12 protein-coding genes and 1 pseudogene are annotated in these 15,509 nt (G+C 65.8%); 5 read left to right on the top strand and 8 right to left on the bottom strand.

The window, feature by feature from the left end:
- Positions 1 to 36: 36 nt before the first annotated feature.
- The 3 genes from ACIBVP_RS35170 to ACIBVP_RS35160 all read left to right on the top strand — a co-directional run bounded on the left by ACIBVP_RS35170 (position 37) and on the right by ACIBVP_RS35160 (position 4,051).
- Positions 37 to 738, top strand: a complete 702-nt coding sequence (locus tag ACIBVP_RS35170; protein WP_396110776.1) for a hypothetical protein — start codon at positions 37 to 39, stop codon at positions 736 to 738.
- Between the two features lie 839 nt (positions 739 to 1,577).
- Positions 1,578 to 1,907, top strand: coding sequence for a hypothetical protein (locus ACIBVP_RS35165; RefSeq protein ID WP_396110775.1), 330 nt, complete (start codon positions 1,578 to 1,580; stop codon positions 1,905 to 1,907).
- A gap of 1,742 nt (positions 1,908 to 3,649) precedes the next feature.
- Entirely contained in the window at positions 3,650 to 4,051 is a 402-nt protein-coding gene (locus tag ACIBVP_RS35160) for a hypothetical protein (RefSeq protein ID WP_396110774.1), read from the top strand.
- 694 nt (positions 4,052 to 4,745) lie between these two features.
- Here the strand turns inward: ACIBVP_RS35160 and ACIBVP_RS35155 are convergent.
- Positions 4,746 to 5,471: a TIGR02391 family protein gene (locus tag ACIBVP_RS35155; protein ID WP_396110773.1), complete on the bottom strand. Its 726-nt coding sequence runs from the start codon at positions 5,469 to 5,471 to the stop codon at positions 4,746 to 4,748.
- Positions 5,472 to 6,154: 683 nt separating this feature from the next.
- Between ACIBVP_RS35155 and ACIBVP_RS35150 the strand changes: the two genes are divergently transcribed.
- A complete protein-coding gene (locus ACIBVP_RS35150; RefSeq protein ID WP_396110772.1) occupies positions 6,155 to 7,075 on the top strand; it encodes a helix-turn-helix domain-containing protein in 921 nt (306 codons plus the stop codon).
- Here the strand turns inward: ACIBVP_RS35150 and ACIBVP_RS35145 are convergent.
- The 3 genes and pseudogenes from ACIBVP_RS35145 to ACIBVP_RS35135 form a co-directional block, all read right to left on the bottom strand.
- The gene (locus ACIBVP_RS35145) at positions 7,055 to 8,698 is read right to left on the bottom strand and encodes a recombinase family protein (protein WP_396110771.1); all 1,644 of its coding nucleotides are present in this window, start codon (positions 8,696 to 8,698) and stop codon (positions 7,055 to 7,057) included. The genes ACIBVP_RS35150 and ACIBVP_RS35145 overlap by 21 nt on opposite strands.
- A gap of 55 nt (positions 8,699 to 8,753) precedes the next feature.
- Positions 8,754 to 9,356: pseudogene (locus tag ACIBVP_RS35140) on the bottom strand (3-methyladenine DNA glycosylase); the annotation flags it as partial.
- 5 nt (positions 9,357 to 9,361) lie between these two features.
- On the bottom strand, positions 9,362 to 10,738 hold the full coding sequence (locus ACIBVP_RS35135; RefSeq protein WP_396110770.1) for a PLP-dependent aminotransferase family protein: 1,377 nt from the start codon (positions 10,736 to 10,738) through the stop codon (positions 9,362 to 9,364).
- Between ACIBVP_RS35135 and ACIBVP_RS35130 the strand changes: the two genes are divergently transcribed.
- Positions 10,737 to 11,663 (top strand): DMT family transporter, encoded by a 927-nt coding sequence (locus ACIBVP_RS35130; RefSeq protein WP_396110769.1) that lies wholly within the window; start codon positions 10,737 to 10,739, stop codon positions 11,661 to 11,663. The two genes, ACIBVP_RS35135 and ACIBVP_RS35130, sit on opposite strands and share 2 nt — an antisense overlap.
- Here ACIBVP_RS35130 and ACIBVP_RS35125 read toward each other — a convergent pair whose 3' ends face one another.
- From ACIBVP_RS35125 to ACIBVP_RS35110, 4 genes are all read right to left on the bottom strand, one after another.
- On the bottom strand, positions 11,664 to 12,713 hold the full coding sequence (locus tag ACIBVP_RS35125; protein WP_396110768.1) for a hemolysin family protein: 1,050 nt from the start codon (positions 12,711 to 12,713) through the stop codon (positions 11,664 to 11,666). It lies immediately after the preceding gene.
- A gap of 61 nt (positions 12,714 to 12,774) precedes the next feature.
- Entirely contained in the window at positions 12,775 to 14,127 is a 1,353-nt protein-coding gene (locus tag ACIBVP_RS35120) for a hemolysin family protein (protein ID WP_396110767.1), read from the bottom strand.
- Between the two features lie 145 nt (positions 14,128 to 14,272).
- Positions 14,273 to 14,836 (bottom strand): TIGR03086 family metal-binding protein, encoded by a 564-nt coding sequence (locus tag ACIBVP_RS35115; RefSeq protein ID WP_396110766.1) that lies wholly within the window; start codon positions 14,834 to 14,836, stop codon positions 14,273 to 14,275.
- 57 nt (positions 14,837 to 14,893) lie between these two features.
- A complete protein-coding gene (locus tag ACIBVP_RS35110) occupies positions 14,894 to 15,466 on the bottom strand; it encodes a TetR/AcrR family transcriptional regulator (RefSeq protein WP_396110765.1) in 573 nt (190 codons plus the stop codon).
- Positions 15,467 to 15,509 lie beyond the last annotated feature (43 nt).

The raw sequence follows: 15,509 nt of genomic DNA, 5'->3' as shown, positions 1-15,509 counted from the left end.
GCATCACCAGCCCAACCAAGTAAGGGAGACGCACCAATGAACGACATGCACAACGCATTGTCCAGCGCTAAGGCTGCGGCAATGAAGGCCACGCGGAAAGCGAAACGACTTGAGACGTTCGAGGGTGTCACCCTCCCTGATCGGATGGTTGACACAATCGAGACCATCCGAGTTGCAACGGTTCCTGGTCAGGTTGGTTACCGACTGCCGGACGTCTCGAATGTCAGCACCGGTGATCTCGACAAGGCCATACACGACTACTCGCAAACGCTCGTGACGACTGAGTATGCGGACAAGGCGAGGGTAGGGGTTCTGGTTGCCCTGGCTAATCGGCTGAATGACGAGTACATGCGATTCGTTCCCGAAGCGGTCAAGCAGGCTACCCCTGGGTTCGAGGCTGCGGCGCTCGAATACAAGCAGGCCGTGTCTCACCTCCCTCCGGCTCCATTCTCGCCAAAGGTTCTCGCTCAGCTTGGCTGGCAGGCTGTCAAGGCGTGGGACGACTGCATTGCCGTACAGAAGACGCTTGAGTCGTACGCAACGTGGATCAATCGCGATATCCAGGGTGAGAAGCCCGGGAAGTTCGAGCAGTGGCAAGTGCTGGTCGACGTCGAGGGGGACCAGGAAGCGTATTCCTCGCTCGCTCGGTGGGAACAGCACATGGTCGGTGACGACAAGCTGAATATCCCGCTCTACACGGCGGCAAAGAACGACTACACATTCAGGCTGCTTGTCTGATTCCGGCCCTTACCTCCGGTTGTTCGTCAGTGACCGGAGGCCCTTTGGTTCGAACTTGCGTGGACGGTTTGCCTGCGCACTTAGACGTCACCCAGTAGCCATTACAACGAAGGGAGATCCTGTCGGCCGCCGTACAGGGTGATGACCGAGCAATAGCAGCATCGATCAATCGAGGCCTAATCTGTTTACCCTTCGGATTAGGCCTTCTTTGGCTAGTTCCGCGGAACGTCTATCGGAATTGTTGAACGTCCGAGCCGGCGAATATGTTCCGAAATTCAAGAAAGAAAGGAGGAGGTGTGTGCATTAACAACCACGATGCAAGTCGGACAGTAGTTCGCCCAAATGGTGCGACGGTCTGCCTTTCGTGTCGCAACATGTATCAGCGTCGAACTCGTATCCAGGGTCACCGTGTGGCCCCAACCCCCATGGGGAGAAAGCGCAATGAAGGACAAACCACTAGTTGAGATTTGGGGGCCTGAAGATACGGCCCCTGATTGTCGCCACGGTGTGATGACCTATCGCGAACACCGAGGCCAAGCGGGTTACGTCTGTCGGATTCCGAGGGGCCACCCGCATAGGTGCGAAAGCGTGATGCTCCCGGCAGGGGGTGTCTTGTGACGACCACGGCTGATCTCCCGTTCTTCGGGTCACCCGCGTGGGATGCAGCTCAGACCGACAAGGCCCGTCGAGAGGCTGACAGCGAGGTGCGCAAGGCCAAGCGCTCTAGGCCGGAAAGCGCCCGAGACTACGGGTTGCCGTTCGCTCCCTCCCAAGCCGCTGAGAGCGTCCCTGAGCCACGTTCAGCGCTAGGAGCGCCTGCGACACCAGCTCCACCCACCGTGGCCGTCGAGAAGACCTCAGGGCCTGAGACGGTGGCCACGGTGGTTGAGCCTGCCGGACCGTTCGGACTCAAAGAGCGTCGGGAATGGCTGAACAAGGTCAGCAAGGCGTTCAAGGGACAACATCGCATATTCCACGTGGCTACCGCGTATGCCCTCAGGGCTCACGGCAAAGACCGCACGGTTTACGCGGGCAGCGCCTTGATCGCGGAAGAGACCGACATTGCTGAGCGGCACGTCAAGACCGAAAGGTCACGCCTCACGAAAGCTGGCCTTTTGGTCGACACTGGCAAGCGTCAAGGTCGAGCGATCGTGTACCGGCTGGTCTGAATGGTGACTGTCACGGTCACCCTTAGAGTCCGCACCCCCAAAGGTGACTGTCACGGTCACCATTAGCCCCCAACTCCTGAATGGTGACTGTCACGGTCACCTTTGGGGGCAATGGTGACTGTCTTGGACGTCAATGGTGACTGTCCTGGGAAGCAATGGTGACTGTCACAGTGCCGCTAAGTAACAAGTCTAAGAAACAAGATAAGAACCAAGGTCTTAGTCACTAAGAGTCTTAGACGTCATGGTTGCCACGAAGGCCGGAGCCCGAGCGAAGCGGAGGAACCGAGCGTAGGCCGGAGTGGATCCCATGAAGTTCAGACCCTGTGAGTCCTAGTCGAGCCTCCGGTCTGTTCCTCGCTCCGCTCAGCCTCCGGCTCACCTAGAAGCACAACGCACGTGGACTGAGGCATAGCCACGTGGCATTCACTCAAAGACCCCTAGCCGGTCAATCGGTTGGGGGTCTTGTCGTACCTCGGAGAACGAATGACAAGACGTCGTAGACGCCTACCTGACTTCATGTGGGTTGGTTACAAGCACGCAGACCTAAAGACGCTTGACCGACGAATCAAGTGGTCCACGTATCGAGCCGGTCCAGTAAGACCCGAACGCGTGGCAAGACGAGTCAGAGAGACAAAACGGCGAATGGAGAGAGGAAAGCATGACTACTAAGCGGTGTCCCCGTGAGGGTTGTCCAGGGTTGTTCCGAGCGAACTCGAAGCACCGGTATTGCTGCCTGACCTGCGAGATGCTCGACCGCGAATTGACCTGGGTTCAGAGGTTAGCGAGGAAGTACCCGAATGACCGTGGACTGACTGAGCGCTGGACTGCATTGGTCCAAGCTGCGGACGCCTGGTCTGAGTACCACCGAGTCACGCAGACGCACGCACCCAAGAGTGTTCATCGAGCCACCTAGCTCCGGTTCAAGGCGGAGGCCCGGAGCGAAGCGGAGACCACGGGCCGGAGGCTTATCCCCGGATCTAGAAGACCAACCCCTGGTTGCCGCAGAGAGACCTGTATTGGCCCCTGAGAGCGCCATACGCGGCCTGAACCGTCCCGTCCGGTGTCATCACCCCATCAGGACTCTCAGTCCGGCAGAGGCGCACTCAGGGCCTTGTATGCCCGACTCGTGTGTTCGCGCTGGTCCGTGTGGTCTGTGTCGCTTGAGCCTGGCAGGCAGGGGAGTGGGGATGTCGGAGGTGTCGGGGGCTAGCGCCGCCTGCTGTGCACAGGGCCGCTTGCTGCGACAGCAGGGGGACTGCTGACCTCGGGGGGCACAGGGGTGGGGGGTGGCATGGGGAGGCAGAGAGGCCCTGACTGTCTGTGCGCTTTCGCTTGTGTAGCAACGCTTTGAGTCTCGCAGACCGTTCCGCGGAGCACGTTTCCGCAGGTCAGAGGCCTTAGGGGGATGGGGGTGTATCCCCTCCCCTCCGCACCAGTATCGCGACGTAATGCGGGTGGCCCTTTGCGTACGACGTACGCGGTAGGGATTTACCTCCGGTGTCCTAAAACGCCTGGCCATAGGCCCTGTGTCGCCCCAAGGCTGGGGCCGGATTCGAGGGTTTCCCGCTGCTCTCCGAGGCGAATGCGCCGGATTCGTCGAGTGCTTCGAGGCTGAATGTCCACGCCGACGATGGTGGCCCTATCCGAGAAGCCGCAGGGCACATTCTTAGGTCACGAATTGGTCACGTCCGCGGAGCATCATCCGTGACGCATTTTGGATACATAACGGAAAGGACACGAGAATGACTAAGCAGTACGCGCCACGTGGCCTAGGCAAGGCCGGTAAGAAGCTCTGGCAGGACATCACCCATGTCGACAATGGTTGGGATCTCCGGCCGGATGAACTTCGGGTGTTGGAAGACGCTGCGAAGATGGCCGACCTAGTCGACAGGCTCGAAAACGTGGTGGCCGGATTGTCCGACGACGAATTGACCGTGAACGGTTCTCGGAATCAGCCGGTTGCACACCCGCTGATTGCAGAGCTGCGCCAGGGTCGGGCCACGCTGGCTACGTTGCTCCGCCAGCTCCGGCTCACCGAGGAAGACGAGACGCCTACGCGCACTGCCGACGGGCCTCGGGAACCGATGAGCCGTGCTGAGGCTGCCCGTAAGGCGGCTAACGCCAGGTGGAGCCGGTCGGCATGAGCAAGCCCCGCAAGCGCAAGGCCACGAGCACGCAGGCCACCGAGGTCCGAGGCCTGACCGGTGGTCGCAAGGTGTCTGACCCGCTGAGCGTCGAGTACCCACCCCCTCTGACCTCGGCAGACTGGTATTTCGACCGGCTTACTGGCAGGACTCCGCCCGGACCGGGTGAGGTCGGCATGTCGGCACAGACCGAACGGATCATGGGGGCTGAGTCGCCCATGTCATCCGAGAGCGGCCGTTCCTGGCGCTCAGATGGCCGCTGAGCCCCTTGTAGGCCTCAAGAGGGTAAGGACACCGGAGAGGGGGTGTCAGAGCCTCACAGGGGCTCTCAGGCACTCTCTGGTCTTCGACCCTTAGACAAGGGCTGAGCCGGAGGCTGAGCGGAGCGAAGGACAAGCCGTAGGCTCGACCTTGAGCAAGGCCACGTAGGACCATGGCCACGGATCATGGATCTTAGCTGGTCAAGCCCTAAGTTCTAACTTCTACCTAAGGTCTAGCTTTAAGTAAAAGTCTTGGTATCAAACAAGAAGCTTAGACCCAAGAGCTTATAACCCGTGGTCAAAGACCAAATGACCAAGGACTTAGGGGCTAGGTGCTTAGGAGCTTAGAACTTAGGTCTAGACACAAACCCCCTTCGGGGGTTATGCGCGTGACAACAAAAGTTGTCGGTCCTCGAGCGCAGGTGTCTCCGTGGTCAGTCCTCCTCGACCGGCTCGACCGGCTCAGGGCTGACGCTCGATTGGTCATGGAATCGGTTGCCATGCTCGTAGCGGAGTTGTGTGAGTAGCAGGCTGCTAGCTCCGACTACGCCCATGGCATAGCGCTTGTGGTCTGGTCGGTCCTGAATCCGATGAGCGTCAGCATTCCTGAGCGCCATGGATATCCCCATGGCGAATCGGTGCCAACCGTTCTTTTCACCCGTGGTTAGGCCTAGGCGGTATTCGCCCTGTTCGCCGAATACCGCAGTCATCAGCCGCTCACCGACTTCCTGCGCCGGTCGGCCGGTCCACTTCCTGATCCGATCCTCGGTGAAAATCGCCGTCTGACTCGCTACCTGCCCCCATGCTTCGGCGGCAACTAGCTTGCTGATGTGGTCCCAAAGTTCCGGATCCACCGAGGTGTCGTTTTCGCCATCCTCGAAAGCGTTGAGTTCTTCGAGTTCGTATATCGCTGCGTTTATCAAGCCGACTGCTTGCCCAAGTCCGGACAGGAACCAATCTTGCGCGGTGCCGCCGTATCTGCCGGACCATTGGATGTTCAGGAATCGGTCAATGATGGGATGGCGTGGCCCAAGCGCCTTTGTAAACGTCGAATGTACGCGCGACTTCCACGCAATGTATTCCGGAGCTACCAGCCGTTGCGGTAAAGAGTCCGCCTCGGCGCGAAGTTGCTTGAGCAGATCGACGAGTCTCGCGTTCACGGGCGGGATCGTACGTGCCCGGAGTGTGGGTGCCCATTCCTGGCCCCTGAGAAGACTTCTCAGCCGACAGCAGAGCCAGGGGGTACCGTCGGGCTAGGCACTCAAGACGTCAACGACCAGCGCCGCTACCAGGACCACGTACGCGAGGCCAACGAGAAGGACCACGGCGCACAGTCCGCCCGATGACCCTCCGGACGATCCGCCCGAATAGTCATGACCGACCGAATCCGGATTGCATTCCGGACAAGGGTCTCCATCGGGATTGTGATCCCAAATGATGCAGGGTGGTCCGCTGCAAAGACCGCAGTGACTACACACGGGCGGCATTGCCTCCTTGCCATATCCAGTGGTGATGAATCCATACGTGAACGTCGATTGCGTCTTTGGCTAGCTGATCTCCGTAGTCACCTCGGAGCATGCGACAGCAATCGAAACCCCGGATCGGGCAGACGTAGTAAGCCTCTCCGGTAGTGGTGTAAACGGTGGGTGGATCGGGTGTGCTCACGATCGGTCCCGGTCCAGCCGTCCGGCAATCCAGTAGCCGACCACGGCCACGATGACGATGCCGACGACAAGGCACACGACGTTCAGCCACTCAGGTTGATCATTCACAGTTCAAGCGTCGGACGTAGGCTGACCAGGTCATAGACCTGACGCGTCTACAGGCGTCTACAGTCCGGAGGGTGTTCGTGAAGGCAGGCTCAGCGCTACGAGCGGCTCGCGTGGCCGCTGGTGTCAGCCTGTCCGCGATGTCCGCCCGGACGCACTACTCCAAGGCCCTGCTAGGTCATCTGGAGACCGGACGTCGCACGGTCCGCCCGGAGCACGTCAGGGCATACGAGGAAGCGCTATCCGTGCGCATAGACCTCACCGGCCGGTCGGTAGACCTTGCTGACGTCGAGCTGATCAGGCAAGCCGTGGACGTCGTGACTGCCATCGGCCTACGCCATGGCGGCATGGCATCGGTGGGAGTGGCTTCCTCTCAGTGGGAGTGGGCAAGAGATCTCCTCGGACGTCTGATGCCCGCTGAGACGCGCTCTCTGGTCTCTGTGCAGGCTGCGAGGCTTGTGGATCGGTTGGCATGGTCTCTTGCCGACACGGGCCGCTCAGGGCGTGCTGTGAGCGTCTACAGCGATGCGCTAGGGCTAGCTGCGGACGATGCGGTTACGCACGCTGCGGTAGCCGTGAACCTCGCGAACCACCACACGACAACCGGACGTCCCGACGATGCCCTGACGTTGCTGGATTCGCTCGGTTCGGTGGTCCCGGTCGTTGACTTCACGGCGGAGTCGGCAAGAGCGCGAGCGTTCGCCAGTACCGGCGATTGGGGTTCTGTCGTCCGGCACATCGGGCTAGCCGACGATGCGCACTCACGGGTAGACCTCTCCGACCTCCCGGACACTCATCGGCCATTCGTGACAGGCCACGATGCCCATGCCGACAACGAAGCTGGAAAGGCGTTCGCGCTACTCGCCCAGCAGGGCCACCGAAAGGCACGCTCACGGGCCGTGGAACGGCTCAGCCTCGCTCATGCCCGGTTTGGTCCGGATCGTGCACGAGCGAGGCTGAAATGCGAGGAGAGGCTAAGCGCTCTCGGCGGATAGATGCAGGATGCCTGGCAGCCGCTCAATCAGGCTCGACATGGCGAACCCGTTCGGGTGTTCCCGGAAGAACCTACGCACAGCGCCTTTCTGTTCGTCGTTGAGCACTTCCCACATCTCGGTTAGCGCGGGTGGCTGGATAGCCATGGTGAATTCCTCTTGCTGACGGACAGCGAACCTGAATCCAACACGGTGCCACAAAGCGCGCTTGCCCTCGGCGTCGAGCCGGTCTAGTTCCTGTTTCCACGTTCGGCCTGTCGGCACGTGCTCGACACCACCGGCAGTCGTGGGGAGCGATTCGAGCGTGGCTAGCTTGTCCTCCCAGATTGCTAGTTCCTCTTGGATGATTCGTCGCACGGTGGCCGATTTCGCCGTGGCCAATTGGTGGGCAAGGTTCTCGACGGCAAGTTCGGCTCCGGCAATCTCCTCGCGGTGGTCACTGGCAGGAATCACTACCGGTTCCGTGACCTCGACGTCGGCATACGCGGCCATGAACGACCTTTCGCACAACTCCTCCAAGACGTCAGCCTTAATGCTCCGAGTGTGGCCTTTTGCCTTGCAGTAGTAGTAGCGATACGTCCTGTCGGCCTTCATTCGGCTACGTCCGGCAGGCATGTGTTGTGTGCGGTGCCAGAGCGGTTCAAGGCATTCCCAGCAGAGAACCACTCCGGACAGTGGGGCTGACCCTGACTTGGCCGGTCGAGTTTTCGGTTTGGCGTTCCGGTCAAGTGTCATTTGGAGTCGCTGAAATTTCAGGGCCGACATGATCGGGGGAGACTTGTGGATAGTCGAGTCAGCCTCGCCATTCGTCACAGTCCAGCCGAGGAGAGTTTTAGACCTGAGTATCTGCATAAGTGTGGACTCTGACCATTCGTCGCCCTTGAGTGGCTGTTTACGTATCTGGCGTTGCCGGTCGCGCGGAGCTAGGACTTTGTGAGCCTTAAGCCGTCGAGTTGCCTCGGCTACGCTTTTCCCTTCAAGTACCCAGTCGGCAGCCTGATTGATCCATTCGACTCCAACAGGGTCAAGCACGAGCTTGTAGCCGCCTGTCGGTATTTCCTCGGACTGCAAGCCGTAGTGAATGGCCTCACCACCCCAACGGCCTTGGGTTTTCAGCTCAGCGCGAGAATCGCCCGTGCGCTCTTTGATCACGTTGCGTTCAAGCTCCGCAAAGATGGCGGCTAGCTGAACGAATGCCTTGCCCATCGTGGTACGGGTGTCGAGTCCATCGGAGATTGTCACGAGGTACTTTCCCCGTGCTTCGAGCCATTCGAGCAACCGGAGTGTGTCGAACACAGAGCGGCTGATCCGGTCCAGCCGCCAAGCAACCAACAGATTCCACGGTTTCGGTGGTGAATCGCTCAGCCACGGTCCGAGGTATTCACGCTCGAATGGGTCGATTGCGCCAGAAACCCCGAGGTCGGCGGCCTCGCCCACGATTGTGAGGTTTCGGCCGATCATGGGGAACACCCGTGCGTCACGTTCTCCCGGGACGACGTCTAAGGCGTCCGGTTCAAGCCCTGCAAACGCGCTGATCGTGCCGCGCTGGCGCTCAGGACTCGTCGACTCGTCGCGCATGCGACTCAGCCGGATAACCGCTATGGCCTGCATAGACTCGACGTCCACGGCCCTACCTCCGAGGTCTCAGTGTCTCCCCTTGCTGCTTGTAGGGTAACCTCGGTTTGGTTAGGTCCATCCCGGCGTGCAGGCAGCCCGGCTGTTCGAGCTCGACCTGGTCGGATCGCTGTGGCTGCAGGGCGTTGCGCGGCCGCGCGGCCCGCGTGAAGAACCGGAACGCGTCGAAGTGCGTGCACCGCACGGGAAGCGACTCGACGACGGCGTCCGTGCCGTCGGGGCCCAGCCGCAGCGGCCAGTCCTCGTGCCGCACGTCCGAGGACCGGTACACCATCGCCCACTCGTGCAGCCCGAAGCAGCCGAGGTGCGGTTTGCGCTCGGCGGTCGCCGTCAGCAGCGCGTGGACGAACTCGACGGAGGACCGGCGCGCCACCGGCAACGGGCCCAGCGTCACGCCGTGGTCCGTGCGCCGGTAGGCGGGCCACCGCAGGTACTCGTCGGCCCCGGCCAGCGCCACCCCCGGCCCGGGGTGCCAGCGCAGCAGCTTGGCCGGGCGGTGCGAGTAGTAGGTGAACAGGAAGTCGAGCACCGGGTGCCGTTCGCCCCGGGAACGGCGTGCCCGCATGGGTTCCGTCCACTGCCGCACCCGCGCGACGTGCGCGTCCCGGCGGGCCTGCCATGCGGCGGGCGGGAGGAGCGTGCGGTTCACGGCCCTCACGGTATCTCGCGCGCGAGTCTGCGCGTGGCCTCGGTCAGCTCGGCGGGGGTCGCGGCCGCGTACGTCAGGCGCAGGTGCGGTCCCGGTGGCTCGGTGACCCAGTACGAGTGACCCGGTTCGACCACCACGTCCCGTTTGCGGGCGCGGGTCACCAGGTCGACCTCGTCGACGTCGGCGGGCAGCCGCACCCACAGGTGCAGGCCACCGGACGGCACGTGTGTCAGCTCCACGCGTGGCAGGTCACGGCGCAGCCCGGCCATGAGCGCGTCCCTGCGCTCCCGCAGCGCGGCCCGCAGCGTGGTGAGGTGCCGCTGCCACGCGGGGGAGCCGAACAGCTCGACCGCGATCTCCTGCAGCGGCCGGGAGATGAACAGGTCCTCGACCCGGCGGATGGCGGCGAGCCTGCCCGCCGCCGGACCGCGGGCGACCAGCGCGCCGACCCGCAGGCTGGGCGCGACCGGTTTCGTCAGCGACGTCAGGTAGACGACGTGCCCGTCGCGGTCGTCCCGCAGCAGCGGGGGTGGCGCGGTCCGGTCGAGTGTGAGGTGTCGGGCCCAGTCGTCCTCGACCAGGAACGCGCCCGCGTCCGCGACGACGTCGAGCACCTCTAGCCTGCGCGACGGTGCGAGCACGGCACCCGTCGGGTTCGCGAAGGTGGGCTGCGTGTAGACGAGCGCGGCGCCGGTGCGGGCGAACGCCTCGGCGAGCAGGTCCGGCCGCAGCCCGTCGGCGTCCGCGGGCACGGGGATCGGCCGCAGGTCGGCGGCCTGCGCGGCGGCGACCGCACCGAGGTAGGTCGGCGCTTCCAGCAGCACGGGCGCGCCGGGCGGGGACAACGCGCGGAACGCGGCCGACAGCCCGGACTGGCCGCCCGCCACCACCGTCACGTCACCGGCGTCAACGCCGATCGTGGCGGCGAACCCGGCCCGCAGCTCCGGCAGGCCGGTCGGTGGCACGCGGCTCCACGCGCCCGGTCTGCGGGCGGCACGGGCCGCCGCCGTGGCGAGGAAGCGGGTCGGCTGCAGGTCGTCGCCCAGGTACCCCGACGAGAGGACGAGCGTGCCCGGTTCCGGCACCTCCAGGAGCCTGCCGAGGTGGGCGGTGTTGACGCGGGCGTCGCCGAGCGCGACGGTCTGCCAGCCGACGTCCTCCACCCGCTTCGGCCGCGGCGCGACGAACGTGCCGCGGCCCGGCTCGGTGACCACGGTGCCCTCGGCCGCGAGCCGGGCCAGCGCCCGGCCGACGGTGACCGGGCTGACCCCGTACTCGGCGACGATCGACCGGCTCGACGGCAGCTGGTCGCCGGGGGCGAGCGTGGCCGCGTGCTCGCGCAGCGCGCGAGCCAGCCGGGTCACGCTGCTATCGTTGGTCATGTCAGTGAAGGATAGCGCTACCGTCACGCGGCCCGCTCCGCTACTCGACGCGGGCGTGGCCTGGGGGAGCGTCGGGGTCCTCGCGTTCAGCCTCACGTTCCCGGCGTCGGTCGCCGCGCTGCCCGCGTTCGGCGCGGTCACCGTCGGACTGGGCCGGGCGATCCCGGCCGCGCTGCTCGGCGCGGTGTGCCTGCTCGTGGCGCGTGCGCCCCGGCCGACCGCGCACCAGTGGCGGCGGCTCGTTCTCGTCGCCGTCGGCGTGGTGGTCGGCTTCCCACTGTGCAGTGCACTCGCCTTGCGGGACACCACGTCCGCGCACAGCGCCGTGCTCGTCGGACTGCTGCCCGCGGCCACCGCGGCGCTCGCCGTGCTGCGCGGGGGAGAGCGGCCGAGGTGGCCGTTCTGGGCGGCGTGCGCGTTCGGCATGGTGACCGTGCTCGTGTTCGCGGTCGTGCAGGGCGCCGGTCAGGTGCGGGTCGCCGACCTGTGGCTGCTGGCGGCGGTGGGGCTGGCCGCGCTCGGCTACACCGAGGGCGGGGTGCTGGCCCGTGAGCTGGGCGGCTGGCAGGTGATCTCGTGGGCGCTACTCCTCGCACTGCCGGTGGTGGTACCGGTGACGCTGCTGACCGCGCAGCCGTGGCACGCGCCGGACGGGAACGCGTGGCTGGGCCTCGCGTACGTGAGCGCGGTGAGCATGTTCGCCGGGTTCTACGCGTGGTACCGAGGGCTCGCGCTCGGCGGCATCGCCCGGATCTCCCAGCTCCAGCTGTTGCAGCCGGTGCTCACGCTGGTCTGGTCGGCGCTGCTGCTGTCCGAGCACATCAGCCCCGCGACCGCGGGCGCGGCGGTGCTGGTCATTGGGGCGGTCGCGGTCACCCAGCGGACGAGGAACGTCCCCCGGCCGGAGCCGGGGGACGTCACCTGATCACGTCTCCGGGTCGGTGTGGGTGGCGTCCCGCACCGTGCCGACGTACTCCTCGACCAGGTCCTCCAGCGCCACCACGCCGAGCACCGTGCGGTCGGCGGCCACCGCCTTCGCGACGTGGCTGCGTGCGCGGCGCAGCGCGGCGAGCGCCTCGTCGAGCCGCGAGTCGGCCGGGATCTCCGGCAGCCCGCGGACCCGGTGGTACGGCACCGGCGTCGACGGGTCCTGGTCCGCCTGGTCCAGGACGTCCTTCACGTGCAGGTAGCCGTTCAGCCTGCCGTCCGGCAGCCGGACCGGGAAGCGGGAGAAACCGGTGCGGTTGACCGCCTCCTCGATGTCGCCGACGGTCGGCGGGTGCGGCACGGTCTCCACGTCGTTCAGCGGCACCAGCACGTCGCCCACCGTCCGCTCCGCCGACGACAGCGTCTGCGTGAGCCGCCGGTGCTCCGCCGGGTCGAGCAGGCCCTCCCGCCGTGAGTCCGCGATCATGTTCGCGAGCTCCTCCGGCGTGTGGGCGCTCTCGATCTCGTCCTTCGGCTCGACCTTCAGCAGCCGCAGCACGCCGTTCGCCGTCGCGTTGAGCAGCGCGATCACGGGCCGGATCAACCGGACCCAGCCGACCAGCACCGGCGTCAGCCACACCGCGGTCTTCTCCGGCGCGGCGATCGCGATGTTCTTGGTGACCATCTCGCCCAGCACGATGTGCAGGATCGACACGAACACCAGCGCGACCGTGAACGCCACCGCGTGCAGCACGGCGGCGGGCAGGTCCAGCGGCCCGAGCAGGAACTCGAGGTAGTGCGCCACGGTGGGTTCACCGAGCGCGCCGAGGCCGATGGTGCACAGCGTGATGCCCAGCTGCGCGCCCGCCATCATCATCGAGGTGTGCTCCGCGGCCCGCATGACGATCCGCGCCCGGTCCACACCCCGCTCGGCGAGCGCCTCGAGCCGGTCGCGTCGTGCGCTGACCAGCGCGAACTCGGCGCCGACGAAGAACGCGTTGAGCAGCAACAGGAACACGGCCACGAGGATCGCGACGCCACCGGTCATGACCGCTCCTCGCAGGCTCCGAGCGGCCGCGGCACCCGATGGTTCACTCCGCGAGGTCCATTCATCGGGCGGCCACCTCCTGCCTGTTCTCCGCGGGCTCGGTGTCGGGCACCTTCGCGACGCGCAGCTCCGCGACCCGGTGCCGGTCCATGGCCATCACCGTGATCCGCCAGCCGTCGACCCGCACCTCGTCGTTGACCTCGGGGATGCGGCCGAGCCGCTCCAGCACCAGCCCGGCGAGCGTCTCGTAGTCGCCCTCCGGCATGTGGAACCCGGTCGCGTCGGCCAGCTCGTCGTCACGCAGCAGGCCGGACACCATCCAGCTGTCGCGGCCCAGCGGGCGCACCGGGTTGACCTCGCCGCGGTCGTGCTCGTCGCGCACGTCGCCGACGATCTCCTCGACCAGGTCCTCCAGCGTGACCAGTCCGGCTGTGCCGCCGTACTCGTCCACGACCACCGCGAGCTGCAGCCCGGACTCACGCAGCCGCTCGAGCAGCGTGTCGCCGTCGAGGCTCTCCGGCACCGTCTGCACCGGCTGCATGAGCGTGCTGACCTCGGTCGTCGCCCGTCGCCCGACCGGCACGCTGAACGCCTGCTTGACGTGCACGACCCCGCGCACGTCGTCGAGGTCGCCCTCGTGCACGGGGAACCGCGAGACACCCGTCCGGCGCGTCAGCTCGATCAGGTCGAGCACGGTCGCGCTCGTCGGCAGCGACTCGACCTGCACGCGCGGGGTCATCAGCTCCTCCGCCGAACGGTCGCCGAACCGCAGCGACCGGTCCAGCAGCGTGGCGGTGCCGGGGTCGATCGTGCCGTGCTCGGCGCTCGTGCGGACCAGCGAGCCCAGCTCCTCCGGCGACCGCGCCGACGCGAGCTCGTCGGCCGGTTCGATGCCCAGCCGCCGGACCAGCCAGTTCGCCGCCCCGTTGAGCAGGTTGATGAACCAGCGCAGTACCGCCGAGAACCTGATCTGCAGGCCCGCGACCGCGCGGGCGGTGCCGATCGGCTTCGCGATCGCGAGGTTCTTCGGCACCAGCTCGCCGAACAGCATCGACACGACGTTGGCGATGATCAGCGCCACCACCAGCGAGATCGGCAGCGCGGCACCGCTCGGTACGCCGAGCGCGTCCAGGAGCGGGGTGATCCAGCCCGCGATGATCGGCTCGGCGAGGTAACCCATGGTCAGGGTCGTGATCGTGATGCCGACCTGGGCGCCGGAGAGCTGGAACGACAGCGACTGGTGCGCCTTGTGGACCTGCTTCGCGCGGGCGTCGCCGACCGTGCGCAGCTGGTGTTCCACCTGGCTGCGTTCCAGCGCGGTGAGGGAGAACTCGGCCGCGACGAAGACGGCGGTGCCGAGGGTGAGTGCGATGATGGCGAGTACGCCGAGGACCTGCAGCAGTAATCCGGTCATCCGGCGTCACCGCCGAGGACCGGTCTCGTATGGCAGCCGGGTTCTCCCGGCTCGGTACTGTCGCTGGGGGACTGTGCGTCGGGCACGGTTTACGGTCACTCCTATCCGCATTCGGGATGTGACCAGTGTAAAGCGCCGCGGCCCGCTACGGTTGACGTCCGAGCAGTCCCACCAGTCGCGTCGCGGCGGGCGCGTCGCCCGGCACCGGCACGGGATCGGCGAACATGCCCGACCCGGACCACGCCGCGAGCTGCGGTTCCACGTACGCGAGCAGCGCCTCCGCCAGCTCGTCGGGGATGTCGGCGTCCCTGCCGGTGGCCGTGGCCAGGTCCCATCCGTGCACCGCGAGGTCGGTGGTCATCTGCCAGCCGTACTCGGCCGCGGTTTCGTCGCCGTAGCTCAGGTGGACGGATCGTTCCGCCGCGCCCGGTTCGAGCCAGGCCGCGCGGGCCGCCCTGCTCGACTCGTCCCACGTCCGGACCGGGTCGGCACCCAGCTGGTCGCCGTCGAACCGGTCGCCGAGCTCGGCGACCGTGCGCCCGGCGAGCAGGTCCGGCACCCACATCTGCTCGACCACCAGGTGGTTCACGAGATCCCGCACCGACCAGTCGGGGCACGGGGTGGGGGAGCCCCAGTCGTCCCGGCCGACCCCGTGCACGGCGCGGTGGAACACGTCCATGGCCTGTCCGTGTGCGTCCAGGAGATCCATGCGTCCAGGTCTACCCGGCCTCACTGGTGAGCGCCCGGTAGCCGGCCCGGTCGCCGCTCACGTGGCCGAGCGGCGGCGCACCGACTGCTCGACGAGGTCGAGCACCGGTTCCAGGTCGTCGGCCGGCAGGCCCATGGCGAGGTGGGACACGAGCCCTTCCAGCACCAGCTCCAGGTACGCGGTGAGCACGTCGACGTCCACGTCGTCACGCAGGTTGCCCGCGTCGCGCTGGCGGACCAGGCGGGCGCGGGTGGCGGTGGTGAGGGTGCGCGACCGTTCCGCCCAGCGCTCGCGGAACTCCGGGTCGGTGCGCAGCCGCCGCGACAGCTCCAGCCTGCTGCCCAGCCAGTCGGCGCCGTTCCTCGTGGCCAGCAGGTCACGCATGACCTGGACGAGGCCCTCCTTCGCGACCACGTCCGCCATCCGCGACGCGTCGTCCTCGGCGAGGGCGAGGAAGAGCGACTCCTTGTCGCGGAAGTGGTGGAAGATGGCGCCGCGGGACAGCCCCGTCGCCTCCTCCAGACGCCGCACGGTCGCGCCCTCGTAGCCGAAGCGCGCGAAGCAGACGCGGGCCCCGTCGAGGATCTGGTGGCGGCGCGCGTCGAGGTGATCCTGGCTGACCCGTGGCACTGACTGATCGTGGCAGTCCGTTCACCTGGATGCAATCCGTACG

This window comes from Actinophytocola sp. NPDC049390 (assembly GCF_044466355.1).
Lineage (GTDB): Bacteria > Actinomycetota > Actinomycetes > Mycobacteriales > Pseudonocardiaceae > Actinophytocola.
This window is presented reverse-complemented; position numbering and strand designations above follow the sequence as displayed.